The following is a 16,138-nucleotide window of genomic DNA, read 5'->3' on the forward strand; positions in this document are numbered from 1 at the left end:
CGATTGTACCCTCCGCCGTCGAGGAGCAGGTCAGCGGAACTTTTGCTGCAATGCAGCATCAAATCCATAAAGCGTCGCGACATTCGGCGTCGATTTCACCGAAAAATACGAAACGTTGTATGGCTGCAACAAAAAGTAAGTCCTACTTGCATTCCAACGTTCGGACCACGATAATGAAATCCTGTGTTGCGGCACAACATGCCGCCCAACGCAACCGTCGCCCACGAAGCGACAAGGAACTCGAGATGAAAGCGCCCAAACTTCTACCCTGGTTCGCCAAACAATATGGCCTGCCTGAAGCGCGTGCCCAAGCGCTATGGGCCGAAGCTCTGCGCCGTGCCACCTTGGCCACCGGCTATATCGGCTCCTCGCTCTACTGGCAAACCGCCTGGAACGAATTCCATCGGCTCGCCGAAGCCGAATCGCATCGTCTGCACCCGATCACTTCCTGGTTGCGCCTACAGCATCGCCTGATGACCATGCCACTGCGCGCCGCCACCGACCTGCTGCGCGCCAGCGAAAAAATGCTCGAACGCAGCCGCGCCGCCTGATCGAATCTTGTCTCCCTCCCTCTCCATCTCGATGGAGTTACGCCCGCCCCGCGCGGGCGTTTTTTTGCGTCTCTAAAAAGCGGGGAAATCCCCCGGCCGCACCGACACGCCCACCGTCTCTCCCAAAAGCGGCGCCTCGTGGGCCAAGGCGAACACCTCCTCGCCGGAATCCAGCCGCAGCGTAAGCCGGCACTGCGCCCCTCGGAACAGGACATCCACCACGCGTGCCCGCACGGCGGCGAACGCTTCGAGGCGAACATCCTCCGGACGCAGCAGTACCTCGACGCTCGCCCCCGGCTCGGCACGGTCGTGCCCCGCGAAGCGCACCGGTAAACGGCCCAGAGCGGTTTCGACCTCCCCAGTGTCCGAAACCCGCCCCCGCAAGAAAACGCCTTCACCGACGAAACTCGCGGCGTATCGGGTAGTCGGCGCACGATAAAGCGCTTCGGGGCTGCACCATTGCTCGATACGCCCCTCGTGCATCAGGCCGACGACGTCGGCCATGGCGAACGCTTCGTGCTGATCGTGCGTCACGACGAGTGCCGTCATGCCGCGATCACGCAACAAAGCGCGTACCTCATGCGCCAAACGCGCGCGTAATGCCTCGTCGAGGCTGGAAAAAGGCTCGTCGAGCAGGAGCAACGCCGGCTCCGGCGCCAAGGCCCGGGCAAGCGCTGCCCGCTGCCGCTGACCGCCCGAGAGCTGATGGGGCCAGGCATCGGCCAAGGTGTTCAAGCCCACCACGTCCAGCATCTCCGCCACGCGGTTCGCCCGCGCCCGTCGATTCAAGCCCCGCAGACCAAAGGCGACGTTCTGGGCGATGGTGAGGTGTGGAAATAGGGCGTGATCTTGGAAAACCATACCGATGCGCCGCCGCTCTGGCGGCACGACCAGTCCGGGTCGCGTCACGGTCTGCCCATCGATGCGGATCTCGCCTCGCTGAGGGGCTTCGAACCCGGCCACGCAGCGCAGCACCGTCGTCTTGCCACAACCGCTCGCGCCGAGCAAGGCGCCGATCTCCCCGGGAGCCAGGGCGAGCGACAAGTCGCGTACCACGACGTGCGCGCCGTAGGCATGATGCAAACCGCGGATTTCGAGTGCAGCCGACACCGATATCGTTCCTTGGGCCAAAATGTATCGATTCTCATTATAATGTATTGTCCGCCTCATGAGATGCCCATGCCCCGGTCTTTTTCCCTCTCCACCCTGCTCGTCACCTTACTGGCCCTGCTCGCCGTCGTGCCGCTTCTCAGCGTGCTCGCGCAGCTACTACAGCCGGGCACCAGTGACGTCTGGACCCATCTCGTCCGTACCGTCTTGCCGGACTACCTGCGCAATACCGCCTGGATCGCGCTGGGCGTGGCGCTGGGCACGACCATCATCGGCGTGAGCTGCGCCTGGCTCACCGCCACGCACGAGTTCCCCGGCCGTCGCCTGCTGGAGTGGGCACTGATCCTACCGTTCGCCATGCCGGCCTATGTGATGGCCTACGCCTACACCGATTTTCTCCAGGTGAGCGGCCCGCTACAAAGTGCGTTGCGCGAACTCACCGGCTGGAGCGTACGCGATTACTGGTTTCCGCCCATCCGCTCGCTCGGCGGCGCCGTGACCATTCTCGTGCTGGCGCTCTACCCTTACGTCTACCTGCTCGCACGCACGGCGTTCCTCGAGCGCAGCCCGGCCATGCTCGAAGCGGCGCGCACGCTCGGTACCCCCCCCTGGCGCACCTTCTGGCAAGTAAGCCTGCCGCTCGCCCGTCCGGCGATCGCCGCCGGCACGGCGCTCGCGCTCATGGAAGCGCTCGCCGACTACGGTACCGTGGCCTATTTCGGCATTCCCACTTTCACCACGGGAATCTTCCGTACCTGGTATTCGCTGGGAGACCGGGTAGCGGCAGCGCAGCTCGCCTCGATGCTCGTCGGCTTCGTGCTGCTCTTGCTATGGCTGGAACGGGCCAGCCGGCGGCGGGCAAAGTTCGATGCCGGCAGACAACAGACTCCCGTGCCGCGGACGCAACTCTTCGGCTGGCGCGCCACGCTTGCCTGCTGCACCTGTGCCCTGCCGGTGATCTTGGGCTTTCTGCTGCCCGCGATCCTCTTGCTGGCGATGAGCCTGCAGGAACCGTCCGTGGCCGTCGACCCGCGTTTCTGGCGCGCCGCCGGCAATAGCCTCCAGCTCGCCACCATGACCGCGCTCCTTGCCGTGGTGCTGGCGCTCCTGTTCGCTTACCACGCACGGCTGAAACCGTCGCCGCTGGCGCGCCTGCTCAACCGGCTAGTGGGGCTGGGCTATGCTCTGCCGGGAGTGGTCATCGCCGTCGGCGTGCTCTTGCCGGCAGCTGCACTCGACAATCTGATCGCCACCTGGCTGCACCAGACCTTCGGCCTCTCACCGGGGCTACTCCTCACCGGCAGTCTCGCCGGCCTCGTCTATGCTTATCTGGTTCGTTTCCTCAGCACGGCACTGCATACGGTGGAAGCGGGGCTCGCGAAGATTCCTCAGGCGATGGATGAAGCCGCGCGCACGCTCGGCAGCGGCCTGTGGCGCACACTCGCCTGCATCCACGCACCGCTCCTGACGAAGAGCCTCTTGACCGCAGCCCTGCTCGTCTTCGTCGACGTGATGAAGGAGTTACCGGCCACACTGGTGATGCGCCCTTTCAATTTCGACACGCTCGCCACTCGGGTTCATACCCTGGCAGCCGATGAGCGTCTGGCCGAGCTGGGGCTGCCCTCGCTCACCCTCGTACTCGTCGCTCTCGGGCCGGTGCTGTTACTGGCTCATCAGATCACCCGCCATGGCCAAGCGCGTGCGGACGAGAAAAATCCTCTGCACCGGGTCGATGCCGCCCCGGACACGGCGTGAAAACGCCCGGCTTCCAGACCGGGCGTTTCGCGAACGACGGTAGAGCTCGCCCTCAGCGCCAACCCACCTCGTCGAAAATTCTCTGTGCCAGAGGCTGGTTCTTACCCAGCACATCCACCGGCAAGGGATCGATCTTGAATTCGCCCAGTGACGCGAGCACGCGGTTGCGATAGGCCACGTCGGGCACCGTAGGCCATTCGTTGTTGCCCACCGCGAAATAAACCTGCGCCTCCTCGCTCGCCAGATACTCGAGGAAACGGATCGCGGCTTCTTTGTGCGGCGCGGTGCGCACCATGCCCGCTCCGGAGATATTCACGTGGGTGCCGTTCCCGTCCTGGTCCGGCCACACCAGCGCCACTTTGCGCACCACGTTCAGGTCCCCGGGTTTGTCGGAAGCAAGGAGCCGCACATAGTAATAGTGGTTCACCAGCGCCACGTCACACTCGCCGGCGGCCACTGCCTTGATTTGGTCGGTATCGGACCCTTGCGGCGGGCGCGCGAGATTGTTTTTCACTGCCTGCGCCCAGGCACGCGCCTTTTCCTCGCCCCAATGCTCGATGAGGGCCGAGAGCAGGGACAAGTTGTACACGTTGCTCGAAGAGCGCACGCACACGCGCCCTTTCCATTTCGGATCGGCAAGATCGGCATAGTCTTTGATCTCGCCGCCCGACACCGCCGCCTTGTTGTAGACGATGGCGCGAGCGCGATAAGAGAACCCGAACCACTTCCCTTCCGGATGACGGAAATGCGCCGGAATCCGCGTCTCCAACAGCTCGGAGCGCACCGGAGCGAAGAGCCCCATTTGCTCGGCACGCCACAGACGCCCCGCATCGACCGTGATGAGCACGTCGGCCGGGCTGTTCTCCCCCTCGGCCCGGATGCGCTCGATGAGCGGATCTTCCTGCCCCTCGATCAGATTCACCTTGATGCCGGTGGCGGCCGTGAAGTTTTCGTAGAGACGGGTGTCGGTAGGGTAGTGCCGCGTCGAGTAGACGTTGACCACCGGTTCCTGGGCCTTCAGCGCTGGAGCGAACAAGGCTGCCGTCAGCACCGCCACCGTTGCGAACGTTCGTTTCATGGGACCTCCTCGATCGACAAGAAATGATAATTACTATCTTTTTCATTATACACGAAGTCACTCGACGCAAGCGCCGTGCATCCCGCGGCGACTCCCCGCTCTTTGCCCCGCCTCTATCAAACCGGCTATACTTCTCTTTTCGTTCGCGCCACCTACCATCCCATCATGCAAGAAAAATACGATCCGTTGGCCGTCGAGCGTGCAGCTCAGCACTACTGGGACGAACACCAGAGTTTCAAGGTAGTCGAAGACCCCTCGCGGCCAAAGTACTATTGCCTGTCCATGTTCCCCTACCCTTCGGGGAAACTACACATGGGGCACGTGCGCAACTACTCCATCGGCGACGTGCTCGCCCGCTACCACCGCATGCGCGGCGAAAACGTGCTCCAGCCCATGGGCTGGGACGCCTTCGGCATGCCGGCCGAAAATGCCGCCATCCAGAACGGCATCCCGCCGGCTCAATGGACCTACAGCAACATCGCCTACATGAAACGCCAGCTGCAGCGGCTGGGCTTCGGCATCGACTGGTCACGCGAGTTCGCCACCTGCCGCCCCGAGTACTACCGCTGGGAACAGTGGGTCTTCCGACGCCTGTATGAAAAGGGCCTCATCTATCGCAAGCTCGGGCTGGTGAACTGGGATCCGGTCGACCAGACCGTGCTCGCCAACGAGCAGGTGATCGACGGGCGAGGATGGCGTTCCGGGGCGCTGGTGGAGAAGCGCGAAATCCCCATGTACTACATGCGCATCACCGCCTACGCCGACGAGCTGCTCGACGCCTTGAACGAGCTTCCCGGCTGGCCCGAGCAGGTGAAACGCATGCAGGCCAACTGGATCGGGCGCTCGGAAGGGGCCGAAGTCGTCTTCCCTTACGACGAAGAAAGCATCGGCGAAGCCGGCAGCCTGCGCGTCTTCACCACCCGCGTCGACACCCTCTTTGGCGCCACCTACGTGGCCGTGGCCGCCGAACACCCGCTGGCACTCGCCGCCGCCCGACGCGACCCGGAATTGGCCGCCTTCATCGAAGAGTGCCGGCGCGGGGCCGTGGCCGAAGCCGAGATCGCCACGATGGAGAAGAAAGGCCGCCCGACCGGTTGTTACGTACGGCACCCCCTCACCGGCGAGAAGCTCCCCGTCTGGGTGGCCAACTACGTGCTGATGGGCTACGGTGAAGGTGCGGTGATGGCCGTGCCGGCCCACGACGAGCGCGACTTCGCCTTCGCCCAAAAGTATGGCCTGCCGATCAAGCAGGTGATCCGGCCGGCCGGCAAAGACCTCGACGTCGACCCGCACGGCCCCTGGCGTGAAGACTACGCCGAGCTCGGCATCCTCGTCGCCTCCGGCCCTTACACCGGCATGCGCTCGGAAGAAGCCAAGGAAGCGATCACGGCGGCGCTCGCCGAGAAAGGGCTCGGCGCCAAGCGCGTGCAGTACCGCCTGCGCGACTGGGGTATCTCGCGCCAGCGCTACTGGGGCTGCCCCATCCCCATCGTCCATTGCGCCGATTGCGGCGACGTGCCGGTGCCCGACGAACAGCTGCCGGTGGTGCTGCCGGAGAACGTCGCCCTCACCGGCCGCGGCTCGCCGCTCGCGCAGATGCCCGAATTCTACGAGACCACCTGTCCGCGCTGCGGCAAACCGGCCCGGCGCGAGACCGACACGATGGACACCTTCGTCGAATCGAGCTGGTACTTCCTGCGCTTTTGCTGCGCCGACAACCACCAAGCCATGCTCGATGAGCGGGTCGAGTACTGGATGCCGGTCGATCAGTACATCGGCGGCATCGAGCACGCCATCCTGCACCTGCTCTATTCCCGTTTCTTCACCCGGGCGCTGCGCGACCTCGGCCTCGTCGGATTTTCCGAACCCTTCACGCGCCTCCTCACCCAAGGGATGGTGGTGGCCGAGACCTACTACCGCCTCACGGCCGAGGGCAGGAAAGAGTGGATCAACCCCGCCGACGTACTCGTCGAGCGCGACGCCAAGGGACGCATCGTCGCCGCCCGGCTCAAGACCGACGGCCAGCCGGTACAGATCGGCGGCATCGAAAAGATGTCGAAATCCAAGAACAACGGCGTCGATCCGCAGGCGCTCATCGACCGCTACGGTGCCGACACGGCGCGCTTCTTCATCATCTTCGCCGCGCCGCCCGAAGCCCAGCTCGAATGGTCCGACTCCGGCGTCGAAGGCGCCCACCGCTTCCTGCGCCGCGTCTGGGCCTTCGGCCATAAATTCCGCCGCGAGCTGCAGCCGCTGCTCGCTTCGGCCCCCGCCGTGAGCGCGCTTCCCGCCTCCTTGGCCGCCGCCCGCTGCGAGCTGCACACCATCCTGCAGCAGGCCAACCACGACATGGGCAAACAGCAGCTCAACACCGTCGCCTCGGCCACGATGAAGATGTTGAACGTCCTCGAACGCCTGCCCGAGGCCGAACCGGCTGCGCAAGCGCGACTCGCCGAAGAAGGATTCTCCATCCTGCTGCGCGTGCTCGCCCCCATCGCACCGCACCTCGCGCACGTCTTGTGGCGCGAATGCGGCTTCGGCGAAGACGTGCTCGACGCCCCTTGGCCCGAACCGGATCCCGCAGCCTTGCAGCGCAGCGAAGTGGAGCTCGTGCTGCAGATAAACGGCAAGACCCGTGGCAAGATCGTCGTACCCTCCGAAGCCGACCAGTCGGCGATCGAGTCGACCGCGCTCGCGGCCGCTGCGCATCACCTCGAAGGACGCTCGCCCAAGCGCGTCATCGTCGTCCCCCGTCGCCTCGTCAATCTCGTCGTGTGAGGACTGCCCGATGGCCGAGCCAGCGCTTCGTTCCGCCTCCCGACGCCACCTGCTATTTGCCGCCGCGGCCGGGGCACTGCTCGCCGGCTGCGGCTTTCGGCCCCGCGGCATGGCCGGCCTCGGCGCGCCCACGGTGCACATCAACGTAGCCCGTAGCAGCACCCTGGGGCGCGTGATCGAGCGCCGGCTCTCGGGTAGTGAAACCCGCTGGGTCGAGCCGACCGAAGCAGCCGAGATCCGCCTCGACATCCTCTCGTACCGCGAAGAGCGCGACATCCTCTCCCTCACCCCCGACGGCAAGGTACGCGAATACCAAATCCGGGCCCAGCTGAGCTTTCGCGTGCTGGACAAAGAAGGCGAGGAGATCGTTCCGGCCACCACGCTCATGGCCGAACGCGATTACGGATACAGCGACGATGAAATCACCGCGCGCGAGAAAGAGGAAGCCTTGCTCTACGCCGACATGCGCCAGCAGCTCGTCGACCAGATGTTCATCATGATCGGCCGCACGCTCGCCAAGCGAAAATGAAACTACCGCTCGAACGGCTCGCCCGCCACCTCGAACACCAAACGCTGGAGCCCGTATGGGCAGTCTACGGCGACGAGCCCCTCCTCGTCCTCGAGGCCACCGACGCCCTCCGCGCCCGCGCCCGCGCGCTCGGCTTCGTCGAGCGGCTCGTCTTCACCCTCGAGCCCGGTTTCTCTTGGGAACGCCTCACCCAGGAATGCGACAGCCCCTCGCTCTTTGCCGCTCGCCGCCTCATCGAACTGCGGCTGCCCCAGGGCAAGCCCGGCACGGAAGGCGCCGCCTGGCTCAGCGAACGGGTCAAACACCCCTTGCCCGAGACGATCCTTCTCATCACACTGGGAGAGATCGACTGGCAGACTCGCAAGAGTGCCTGGTTCACCGCCCTGGAGCAACACGCCATCGTCGTAGAGGCAAACACTCCATCGCGCGAACGACTTCCCGAGTGGTGGCGCGAACGGCTCGCCCGCCAAGGGCAGACTGCTTCGCCCGAACTGTTGCGCCTGCTCGCCGAACGCACGGAAGGCAACCTCCTCGCCGCGCGTCAGGAGCTGGAAAAACTCGCCCTGCTCTTTCCCGAAGGTCCGTTGCCGGAAGACGAGGTGCGCACCGCCGTGTTCGATCTCGCCCGCTACGATCCCGAGGCGCTGCGCCAAGCCCTGCTCGAGGGCGAGGCGGTGCGGGCCTTGCGACTGCTGCGTACCCTCACCGCCGAGGGCTGCGCTGCGCCGCTCCTCGTCTGGGCGATCGCCGCGGCACTGCGGCTCATCGCCGGGGCCCAGGAAACGCTCGACCGTCGCGCGCCGCTCGAAGCCTTCTTTCGACAGGAACGCGTGTTCCGCCCCGAAGAAAAACGCGCCATCGAGCGCAGCGCCCGGCGCTTCCCGCCCCTGCGTGCCGCGCTCACCGCCTGTGCCCGGCTCGATCGCATCGCCAAGGGCGCCGAACCCGGCGATTTCACCGTAGAGGCCGAACGACTCCTCCTCTCGCTGGGCACGGCTTTGTCCCGTGGCCACGCCGCCTGATCCCATCCGCCCAATGGAGTAAGCCCCGATGGAACTCGACCGCTACCTCGCCGACCTCGGCCGTGCCGCCCGCCAAGCCGCCCGCGCCATGGCCAAGGCCTCGACCCAGGCGAAGAACGCCGCGCTGCTCGCCGCCGCCGAGGCGCTGCGACGCCACCGCGACGACGTGCTCGCGGCCAACGCCGCCGATCTCGCCGCCGCCCGCGAGGCGGGACTCTCCCCCGCGCTCATCGACCGCCTCACCCTGAGCGACAAGGGGTTGGATGCGATGGCCGAGGGCGTGGCCCAGGTCGCGGCGCTGCCCGATCCCGTGGGCGAGATCGACGAAGTCAAGCGCCGCCCCAGCGGCATCCAGGTCGGCAAGATGCGCGTGCCCCTGGGCGTGATCGGCATCATCTACGAAGCGCGCCCCAACGTCACGGCCGATGCCGCCGCCCTGTGTCTCAAGTCCGGCAACGCCGCCATCCTGCGCGGCGGCAAAGAAGCCCTGCAGAGCAACCAGGCGATCGAGCGCTGCATCCGCGCCGGGCTCGAAGCGGCCGGGCTGCCGCTCGTCGCCGTGCAGCTCGTCGAGACCACCGATCGCACCCTCGTCTCCCGCCTCGTCGCTTCGCCCGAAGTGGTCGATGTCATCGTCCCGCGCGGCGGCAAGGGACTCATCGAAGCCGTGATGAAAGATGCCCGCGTGCCGGTCATCAAACACCTCGACGGCAACTGCCACGTCTATATCCACGCCGCTGCCGACCCGGCCAAGGTTCTGCCCATCGTCGAAAACGCCAAGACGCACCGCTACGGCGTATGCAACGCCGCCGAGACGCTGCTGATCGACGAGGCGGTGGCCGAACGCCATCTCCCCGAGATCGGGCGCATGTTCGCCGGGCATGGCGTCCAGATGCGCTGCTGTCCCCGCACCCTCACCCTTTTGCAGCGCCACGGCCTGCCCACGGAGTTGCTCAAAGCCGCCACCGAAGACGACTGGCGCGAGGAATACCTCGCTCCCATCATCGCCATTCGCCTCGTCGCCGACCTCGACGAAGCGATCGAGCACATCGAACGCTACGGCTCGCATCACACCGACGCCATCCTCACCGAAGACTACGGTGCCGCGATGCGATTCCTGCGCGAAGTCGACTCCGCCTCGGTGATGGTCAACGCCTCCACCCGTTTCGCCGACGGTTTCGAATACGGGCTCGGCGCCGAGATCGGCATCTCCACCGACAAGATCCACGCCCGCGGCCCGGTCGGGCTCGAGGGCCTCACCAGCCAGAAATGGATCGTGCTCGGACAAGGCGAGATCCGACGCTGAACGAGGCAGCCGAGCGGCTCGCGCCGGCGCTGGAAGCCTCGCTCGACGCCTTCGTGCAGACTCTTTGGCTCGAAGAAGGGCTCGCGCCAGCCACGCTCGCCGCCTACCGCAGCGATCTCGGCCAATTCTTTCTCTGGGCCCAGCGCGCCGGGTTCGACCCGCGCGCGGCAGGCAGCGCCGAGCTCCTCTCCTATCTCGCCAATTTCAGCCGTCACAACAAGGCCACCAGCCAACGACGGCTACTCGCGAGCTGGCGGCGCTATTACCGCTGGCTGCTGCGTGAAGGCCAGATCGCCCGAGACCCCACCGCCACCCTGCAGCCGCCGCTGCTACCCCCGCGCCGCCCCAAGACGCTCACCGAAACGGACGTAGAGCGCCTGCTCGCCGCCCCCGACGTCACCACACCACTCGGGCTGCGCGACAAGGCGATGCTCGAAGTGCTCTATGCCACGGGCCTGCGCGTGAGCGAACTCGTGGGCTTGCAGACGCACCAGATCGAGCGCAACGAAGGCTGGCTGCGCGTGCTCGGCAAAGGCAGCAAAGAGCGGCTCGTTCCTCTGGGTGAAGAAGCCGCCTCATGGATCGAACGCTATTGGCAGGAATCGCGCCCCGTGCTTCTCAATGGAAAGCGGGAAGAAACTCTTTTTCTCAACCGCCGCGGCGAAGCCATGACGCGGCAACGCTGCTGGCAGATCATCAAAGAACATGCCATTCGCTGTGGCATCGCTCCCGATCGCCTTTCCCCGCACACCTTACGCCACGCCTTTGCCACCCATTTGCTCGATCACGGCGCCGACCTTCGCGCCGTGCAATTGCTTCTGGGACACGCCGACATTTCCACCACGCAAATCTACACCCACATCGCCCGCGCCCGCCTGGAAGCCCTTTATCGCCGCCATCACCCCCGCGCATAAAAAGACGGTTTCAAAACAGAAAAAATTGGCTACAATGAGCACTTCTTCCACTCCATTAGAAAAACATCATGGATCTCACCTCGCTCACGATCGACGAACTGGAACAACTCAAGAAAGACATCGAACACGAATTCGAACGGCGCCGCCGTGAAGCCCGGGCGCAGTTCAAAGCCCGCGTGGCCCAGCTCGCCAAAGAAATGGGCATCTCGCTCGACGAAGCCCTGGGTCTGCTCAAAGGCGAGAAAAAAGAACGGGATTCGAGCAAGAAACCGCCGAAATACCGTCACCCCACGAATCCCGACATCACCTGGAACGGCCATGGCCGCGCCCCGAAATGGTTCAAGGAATGGACCGATTCCGGCCGCTCTCCCGAAGAACTCGAGATCAAATGATCACCCGAGGGAAGCTCGCCCCCGCCGAGCGGCCGTAGCGCAAGCCGCTCGGAGCGCAGGGTGCCAGGTCTATCTCATGGATAGGCGAACATCCAAAGCCCGCAGTGCAGTCGTCTGCGCGGCGGTTCATTCGAGCTTCCCAATGGCGCTTTCTTGCGCTTCAGCCTTGCCATTTCCCCGCTGGCGTTCAAGCAGGATCCCCACATTCTTCACCTCTGCGCGCACGCCAACCTTGGCAATCTTCATCCGCACCCAAGCAGGCCCGAATTCCGCGAAAAGCATCTCTACGAGATGCCCCCCCAAGCGCTCGAGCAAGCAGAAATACTGCCCCTCCACTTCCGCCTTTACCCGGTCGATCACCCGAGCGTAATCGATCGTCGTCGCCAATTCATCGCTTCGCCCGGCCTCTGATTCCAAGCCGAGCTGCAAATCGATCATCAGGGTCTGGGGTGCTACCCGTTCCCGTTCATATACGCCCACCCGCGCCTCGACGCGCAAGCCCTCGATGAAAATGCTGTCCATTTTTTCCCCTTCTTCGCCGTTGCAACACTCCGGCCAAAGCTGGAGTAAACTAGAATACTTTTACCCGGATCATCGCACGATGCCCAAGATCCTGCTTCTCGTCCTGATGGGCTACGCGATCGGCTCGATCCCCTTCGCCATCCTCGCGAGCCGCCTGTTCCGCCTGCCCGATCCACGCTCCTATGGTTCCGGCAATCCCGGCGCCACCAACGTACTGCGTACGGGAAACAAAGCCGCGGCCCTCTTCACGCTCGCGGGCGATGCCGCCAAAGGCTGGTTCGCCGTCTGGCTCGTCCAACGGCTCGGGGCGGATGCCACGACCGCCGCGCTCGCCGGGCTCGCCGCCTTTCTCGGGCACGTCTATAGCCTCTTCCTGCGTTTTCGCGGAGGCAAAGGCGTAGCCACGGCCCTTGGCGTGCTCGCCGGCCTGCAACCGACGCTCGCCCTTGCCGTTGCCGGCATTTGGCTCGTCGTCGCCTTCGTCACCCGCTACTCGTCACTCGCCGCCCTCACCGCCGCTGCCGGCGCTCCTTTCCTCGCCCTGCTGCTCGGCCTGACGCGCGAAGTCGTCTTCGTGATCGGCGCCATGTCGGCCGTCCTCTTCTGGCGACACCGCGTGAACATCCGCCAGCTGCTCAATGGCACCGAGCCCAAATTCCGTCGCGCGCGGCCGCAGCCAAAACCCCCGGCCGATCAACCTTGACGCAATCCTTCCAGCGCCCACCGAGGATGCACCTCGATGCGCCGATCCCATTTCACGCGAGCCCCCGCTTCCAGCCGTAGTGCCGCCGCGAAAGCGATCATCGCCCCGTTGTCGGTGCACAGCGCCACGTCCGGGTAGAACACCGCGAACCCCTGCTCCGCCCCGGCCTCGGCCAGCGCTTCGCGCAGACGACGGTTCGCCCCAACCCCACCGGCCACGACGACCCGCGGCAGACCCGTGGCACGCACCGCCGCCATCGTCTTCGCCACCAGCACCTCGACCACCGCCTGCTGAAAAGAAGCCGCCAGATCAGCCGCATACTCCGCTCGCCAGTCCGGCGCCCCCACTTTCAGCGCCACGGCGGTCTTCAGGCCGCTGAAGCTGAAATCGAGCGTCGGCGCATGCAGCAAGGGACGCGGCAAGGCAAAGCGCGCGGGATCTCCCTGCTCGGCGAGCGCCGCCAGCGCCGGCCCACCCGGATAGCCCAGACCCAGCAGCTTCGCCGTCTTGTCGAACGCCTCCCCGGCCGCGTCGTCGATCGTCTCGCCCAACAGGCGATAATCGCCCACCGCCCGCACCGCCATCAACTGCGTATGCCCACCCGAGACGAGCAAGGCGAGGAAAGGAAATTCCGGCCGCGGCTCGGCCAGCAGCGGCGAGAGCAGGTGCCCTTCGAGGTGGTGCACCGGCAAAGTCGGTCGATCCAGCGCCAACGCCAGACTCTCGGCGAAGCTCGCTCCCACCAGCAAAGCGCCTGCCAGCCCTGGCCCCGCCGTGTACGCGACGACGTCGAGCTCCGTCCAGTCCCTCGCCCCTTCCGACATCACCTCGCGCACCAACGCCGGCAAGCGGCGCACGTGGTCGCGCGAAGCCAACTCCGGCACCACGCCACCATAGGTGGCATGCATTCGTGCCTGCGTGTGCAAGCGATGCGCGAGCAACCCGCGCGACGTATCGTAGAGCGCCACGCCCGTCTCGTCGCACGAAGATTCGATCCCGAGGATATGCACGCTCGATCCTCACGCAAAAGCGGAAATTGTACCGTCGTTCGCCTCGTGCGCGAAAATTACCTTGTCAGCCATTCCGTCAACCTCTATAATTCATGTTTTCGCATCATTCATTCGCATCGAGGATCGAAATGCCCGGTATCCGTGTCAAGGAAAACGAACCCGTCGAAGTCGCCGTGCGCCGGTTCAAGCGCACCGTCGAGAAAGCCGGTATCCTCACCGAGCTGCGCAAGCGGGAGTTCTACGAAAAGCCCACCGCCGAGCGCAAGCGCAAGCGCGCTGCCGCCATCAAGCGCTACCAGAAACGCCTGCGCAGCCAGATGCTGCCGCCCAAGTTGTACTGATCCCGGTATGGGGCGGCATATCGTCGTCCCTTCCCCTTCATGCCGTGACCCCGTACTCCTTGCAGCAGGGATTCCTCGAAGACCCAGCACGCGGTCGCGGATCGCCATTCTGCGTCGGTGAGCCTACGTTCGCCCGTCGCGCCCACTCCTCTCTGCCAGTTCCTGCGGCGAGGCTCCAAGGCAGGTCAACGGCCGTCCCTCCAGGACAGCTCGTCCACCGTGATCTCCTGGCCCTTTGGCCATGATCCCGCACGACTTCATCGACGAATTGCTCGCCCGCGTCGACCTGGTCGACGTCGTCGGAAAGCGGCTCAAGCTCAAGAAATCCGGCGCCAACTACTTCGCCTGCTGTCCCTTCCATGGCGAGAAGACCCCCTCCTTCTCCGTCTCCCCCGCCAAGCAGTTCTATCACTGCTTCGGCTGCGGCGCCCACGGCACCGCCATCACCTTTCTCATGGAGTACGAAGGGCTGGGTTTCGTCGACGCCGTGGAAGCGCTCGCCGCCGAAACGGGGCTCAAAGTCCCCCGGGCCCAAGGAGCGATCTCGGCCGCCGAAGCCGCCCAGCAAAAGAGCGAGCGCCAGATTCTGCTCGAACTGCACGCCAAGGCGGCCGACTTCTACCGCCGCAGTCTCGAGCGCAGCCCCAAAGCCCGCGCCTACCTCGAGCAGCGCGGCATCCTCCCCGCCACGGCCGAACGCTTCGGCCTGGGATACGCCCCCTCCGAATGGCAAGCCCTCTCCGCCATCTTCCCCCATTACGGCGAACCGCTCCTCGAGAAAGCCGGCCTCGTCATCGCCCAGCCCGACAGCGGCAAGCGCTACGACCGCTTCCGCGACCGGCTCATTTTCCCCATCCACGACCGCCAGGGGAAAATCATCGCCTTCGGCGGACGCAGCCTCGACGGCGGCGAACCCAAGTACCTCAATTCCCCCGAGACCCCCCTCTTCGAGAAAGGCCGCACCCTCTACGGCTTGGCGCTCGCGCGCGACGGTATCCGCGAAGCAGGCTTTGCCCTGGTCACCGAAGGCTACGTCGACGTCATCATGCTCGCCCAGCACGGCCTCACGAACGCCGTCGCGGCGCTCGGCACCGCCACCACCGCCGAGCACGTTCGCACGCTGCTCGCCCTCACCGACCAGATCGTCTTCTGCTTCGACGGCGACGAAGCCGGTCGCCGCGCCGCCTGGCGGGCGTTGGAAAACGCCCTCGAAGCACTCAAGGACGACAGCCGCCTGCGCTTCGTCTTCCTCCCACCCGAGCACGACCCCGACAGCTTCGTGCGCGCACAAGGCGCCGACGCTTTCCGCGCCCTCCTCGCCGAGGCCGCCAAACCGCTCACCACCTACCTCTTCGACGAACTCACACGGGACGAAGACCTGCATACCGCCGAAGGACGCGCCCGGCTCGCCCACCTCGCCAAACCGCTGATCGCCAAGGTGCGCGCCCCCATGCTGCGCCTACAGCTGGAAAAGGAACTCGCCGAGCGCACGGGGCTCGCCATCGAAACCCTGCACGAATGGATTCCGCCCGCGCAGGAAATGGTCACCACCCCCACGCTTCGTTCCACGACGCGCCATGCACGGCACCCCGGACGCCGCGCCCCCCTGCCTCTGGCCGCCCTGCTACTGCGACTGCTCATCGCGCACCCGCTGCTCGCCGCCCGACTCCGCGTCGATCTCCTGCCGCTCGACGAACCCGAACCAGAATGGCGCGCCAGTGCCGCCCTCATCGACGCCATCGACGTCGGCACGCTCGACGAGCGCAGCACCGCCGCCATGATCGTCGAGTACTTTCGTGGCAGCGAGCATGGCGAGGTACTCGCGCGTCACGCCGCAGCGATCCTCGAGGAAACGATCCCCTGGGAAGACCCGGAGACCACACTCTCGGACATCATCCAACGCCTGCGGCTACGCCGCGTCGAACGCGAAATCGTCACCCTCTCCGCCCTGAGCCGCCAACGCAAGCTCACGCCCGAGGAAACCGTGCACCTCGGCGAACTTTTCCGCGAAAAGGCCCGTCTCATGACTGCCGGCGCCCGACCCGAATCCACGCCCGACATGGCAACCTCACACCCCCCTTGAGCGCCGGACGAATACCTCCAGGTTTCCCATAGACGCATCGATCC

Annotated in this window: 15 protein-coding genes; 11 read left to right on the forward strand and 4 right to left on the reverse strand. The window is 65.3% G+C overall.

Features of this window, described 5'->3' with window-relative positions; translation table 11 throughout:
• Positions 1 to 245 precede the first annotated feature (245 nt).
• The gene (locus EPD80_RS07655; protein WP_142804380.1) at positions 246 to 551 is read left to right on the forward strand and encodes a hypothetical protein; all 306 of its coding nucleotides are present in this window, start codon (positions 246 to 248) and stop codon (positions 549 to 551) included.
• 72 nt (positions 552 to 623) lie between these two features.
• Here EPD80_RS07655 and EPD80_RS07660 read toward each other — a convergent pair whose 3' ends face one another.
• Positions 624 to 1,661: an ABC transporter ATP-binding protein gene (locus EPD80_RS07660; protein ID WP_142810832.1), complete on the reverse strand. Its 1,038-nt coding sequence runs from the start codon at positions 1,659 to 1,661 to the stop codon at positions 624 to 626.
• 69 nt (positions 1,662 to 1,730) lie between these two features.
• On the opposite strand from EPD80_RS07660, the gene EPD80_RS07665 reads away from it, so the two are divergent.
• A complete protein-coding gene (locus EPD80_RS07665) occupies positions 1,731 to 3,416 on the forward strand; it encodes an ABC transporter permease (protein ID WP_221928907.1) in 1,686 nt (561 codons plus the stop codon).
• Positions 3,417 to 3,468: 52 nt separating this feature from the next.
• On the opposite strand, the gene EPD80_RS07670 is transcribed toward EPD80_RS07665, so the two are convergent.
• On the reverse strand, positions 3,469 to 4,494 hold the full coding sequence (locus tag EPD80_RS07670; RefSeq protein WP_142810836.1) for a Fe(3+) ABC transporter substrate-binding protein: 1,026 nt from the start codon (positions 4,492 to 4,494) through the stop codon (positions 3,469 to 3,471).
• A gap of 165 nt (positions 4,495 to 4,659) precedes the next feature.
• Between EPD80_RS07670 and leuS the strand changes: the two genes are divergently transcribed.
• From leuS to EPD80_RS07700, 6 genes are all read left to right on the forward strand, one after another.
• On the forward strand, positions 4,660 to 7,272 hold the full coding sequence (gene leuS / locus EPD80_RS07675; RefSeq protein WP_142810838.1) for a leucine--tRNA ligase: 2,613 nt from the start codon (positions 4,660 to 4,662) through the stop codon (positions 7,270 to 7,272).
• 10 nt (positions 7,273 to 7,282) lie between these two features.
• A complete protein-coding gene (locus EPD80_RS07680) occupies positions 7,283 to 7,801 on the forward strand; it encodes an LPS-assembly lipoprotein LptE (RefSeq protein ID WP_142810840.1) in 519 nt (172 codons plus the stop codon).
• The gene (gene holA, locus EPD80_RS07685) at positions 7,798 to 8,823 is read left to right on the forward strand and encodes a DNA polymerase III subunit delta (protein ID WP_142810842.1); all 1,026 of its coding nucleotides are present in this window, start codon (positions 7,798 to 7,800) and stop codon (positions 8,821 to 8,823) included. Before EPD80_RS07680 ends, holA begins: the two co-directional genes overlap by 4 nt.
• Before the next feature lie 28 nt (positions 8,824 to 8,851).
• Entirely contained in the window at positions 8,852 to 10,129 is a 1,278-nt protein-coding gene (locus EPD80_RS07690) for a glutamate-5-semialdehyde dehydrogenase (RefSeq protein ID WP_142810844.1), read from the forward strand.
• Positions 10,093 to 11,043: a site-specific tyrosine recombinase XerD gene (gene xerD / locus EPD80_RS07695; RefSeq protein WP_142810846.1), complete on the forward strand. Its 951-nt coding sequence runs from the start codon at positions 10,093 to 10,095 to the stop codon at positions 11,041 to 11,043. The genes EPD80_RS07690 and xerD overlap by 37 nt, the downstream gene beginning before the upstream one ends.
• Positions 11,044 to 11,111: 68 nt before the next feature.
• The gene (locus tag EPD80_RS07700; protein ID WP_142810848.1) at positions 11,112 to 11,435 is read left to right on the forward strand and encodes an H-NS histone family protein; all 324 of its coding nucleotides are present in this window, start codon (positions 11,112 to 11,114) and stop codon (positions 11,433 to 11,435) included.
• 126 nt (positions 11,436 to 11,561) lie between these two features.
• On the opposite strand, the gene EPD80_RS07705 is transcribed toward EPD80_RS07700, so the two are convergent.
• Entirely contained in the window at positions 11,562 to 11,957 is a 396-nt protein-coding gene (locus tag EPD80_RS07705; protein WP_142810850.1) for a dihydroneopterin aldolase, read from the reverse strand.
• A 79-nt stretch (positions 11,958 to 12,036) separates the two neighbouring features.
• Here EPD80_RS07705 and plsY point away from each other — a divergent pair, with 79 nt between their 5' ends.
• Positions 12,037 to 12,660, forward strand: coding sequence for a glycerol-3-phosphate 1-O-acyltransferase PlsY (plsY, locus tag EPD80_RS07710; protein ID WP_142810852.1), 624 nt, complete (start codon positions 12,037 to 12,039; stop codon positions 12,658 to 12,660).
• On the opposite strand, the gene tsaD is transcribed toward plsY, so the two are convergent.
• Positions 12,651 to 13,670: a tRNA (adenosine(37)-N6)-threonylcarbamoyltransferase complex transferase subunit TsaD gene (gene tsaD, locus EPD80_RS07715; protein WP_142804369.1), complete on the reverse strand. Its 1,020-nt coding sequence runs from the start codon at positions 13,668 to 13,670 to the stop codon at positions 12,651 to 12,653. The genes plsY and tsaD overlap by 10 nt on opposite strands.
• 128 nt (positions 13,671 to 13,798) lie before the next feature.
• Between tsaD and rpsU the strand changes: the two genes are divergently transcribed.
• Together rpsU and dnaG are read left to right on the forward strand one after the other, a co-directional pair.
• Entirely contained in the window at positions 13,799 to 14,011 is a 213-nt protein-coding gene (rpsU, locus tag EPD80_RS07720; RefSeq protein ID WP_142804368.1) for a 30S ribosomal protein S21, read from the forward strand.
• Positions 14,012 to 14,252: 241 nt separating this feature from the next.
• Positions 14,253 to 16,094 carry a DNA primase gene (dnaG, locus tag EPD80_RS07725; RefSeq protein WP_142810854.1) on the forward strand — a complete coding sequence of 614 codons (1,842 nt, stop codon included), beginning with the start codon at positions 14,253 to 14,255 and terminating at the stop codon, positions 16,092 to 16,094.
• Positions 16,095 to 16,138: the final 44 nt, after the last annotated feature.

Origin of the sequence: Tepidiphilus olei (assembly GCF_006980705.1) — a bacterium.
Taxonomy (GTDB): Bacteria; Pseudomonadota; Gammaproteobacteria; order Burkholderiales; family Rhodocyclaceae; genus Tepidiphilus; species Tepidiphilus olei.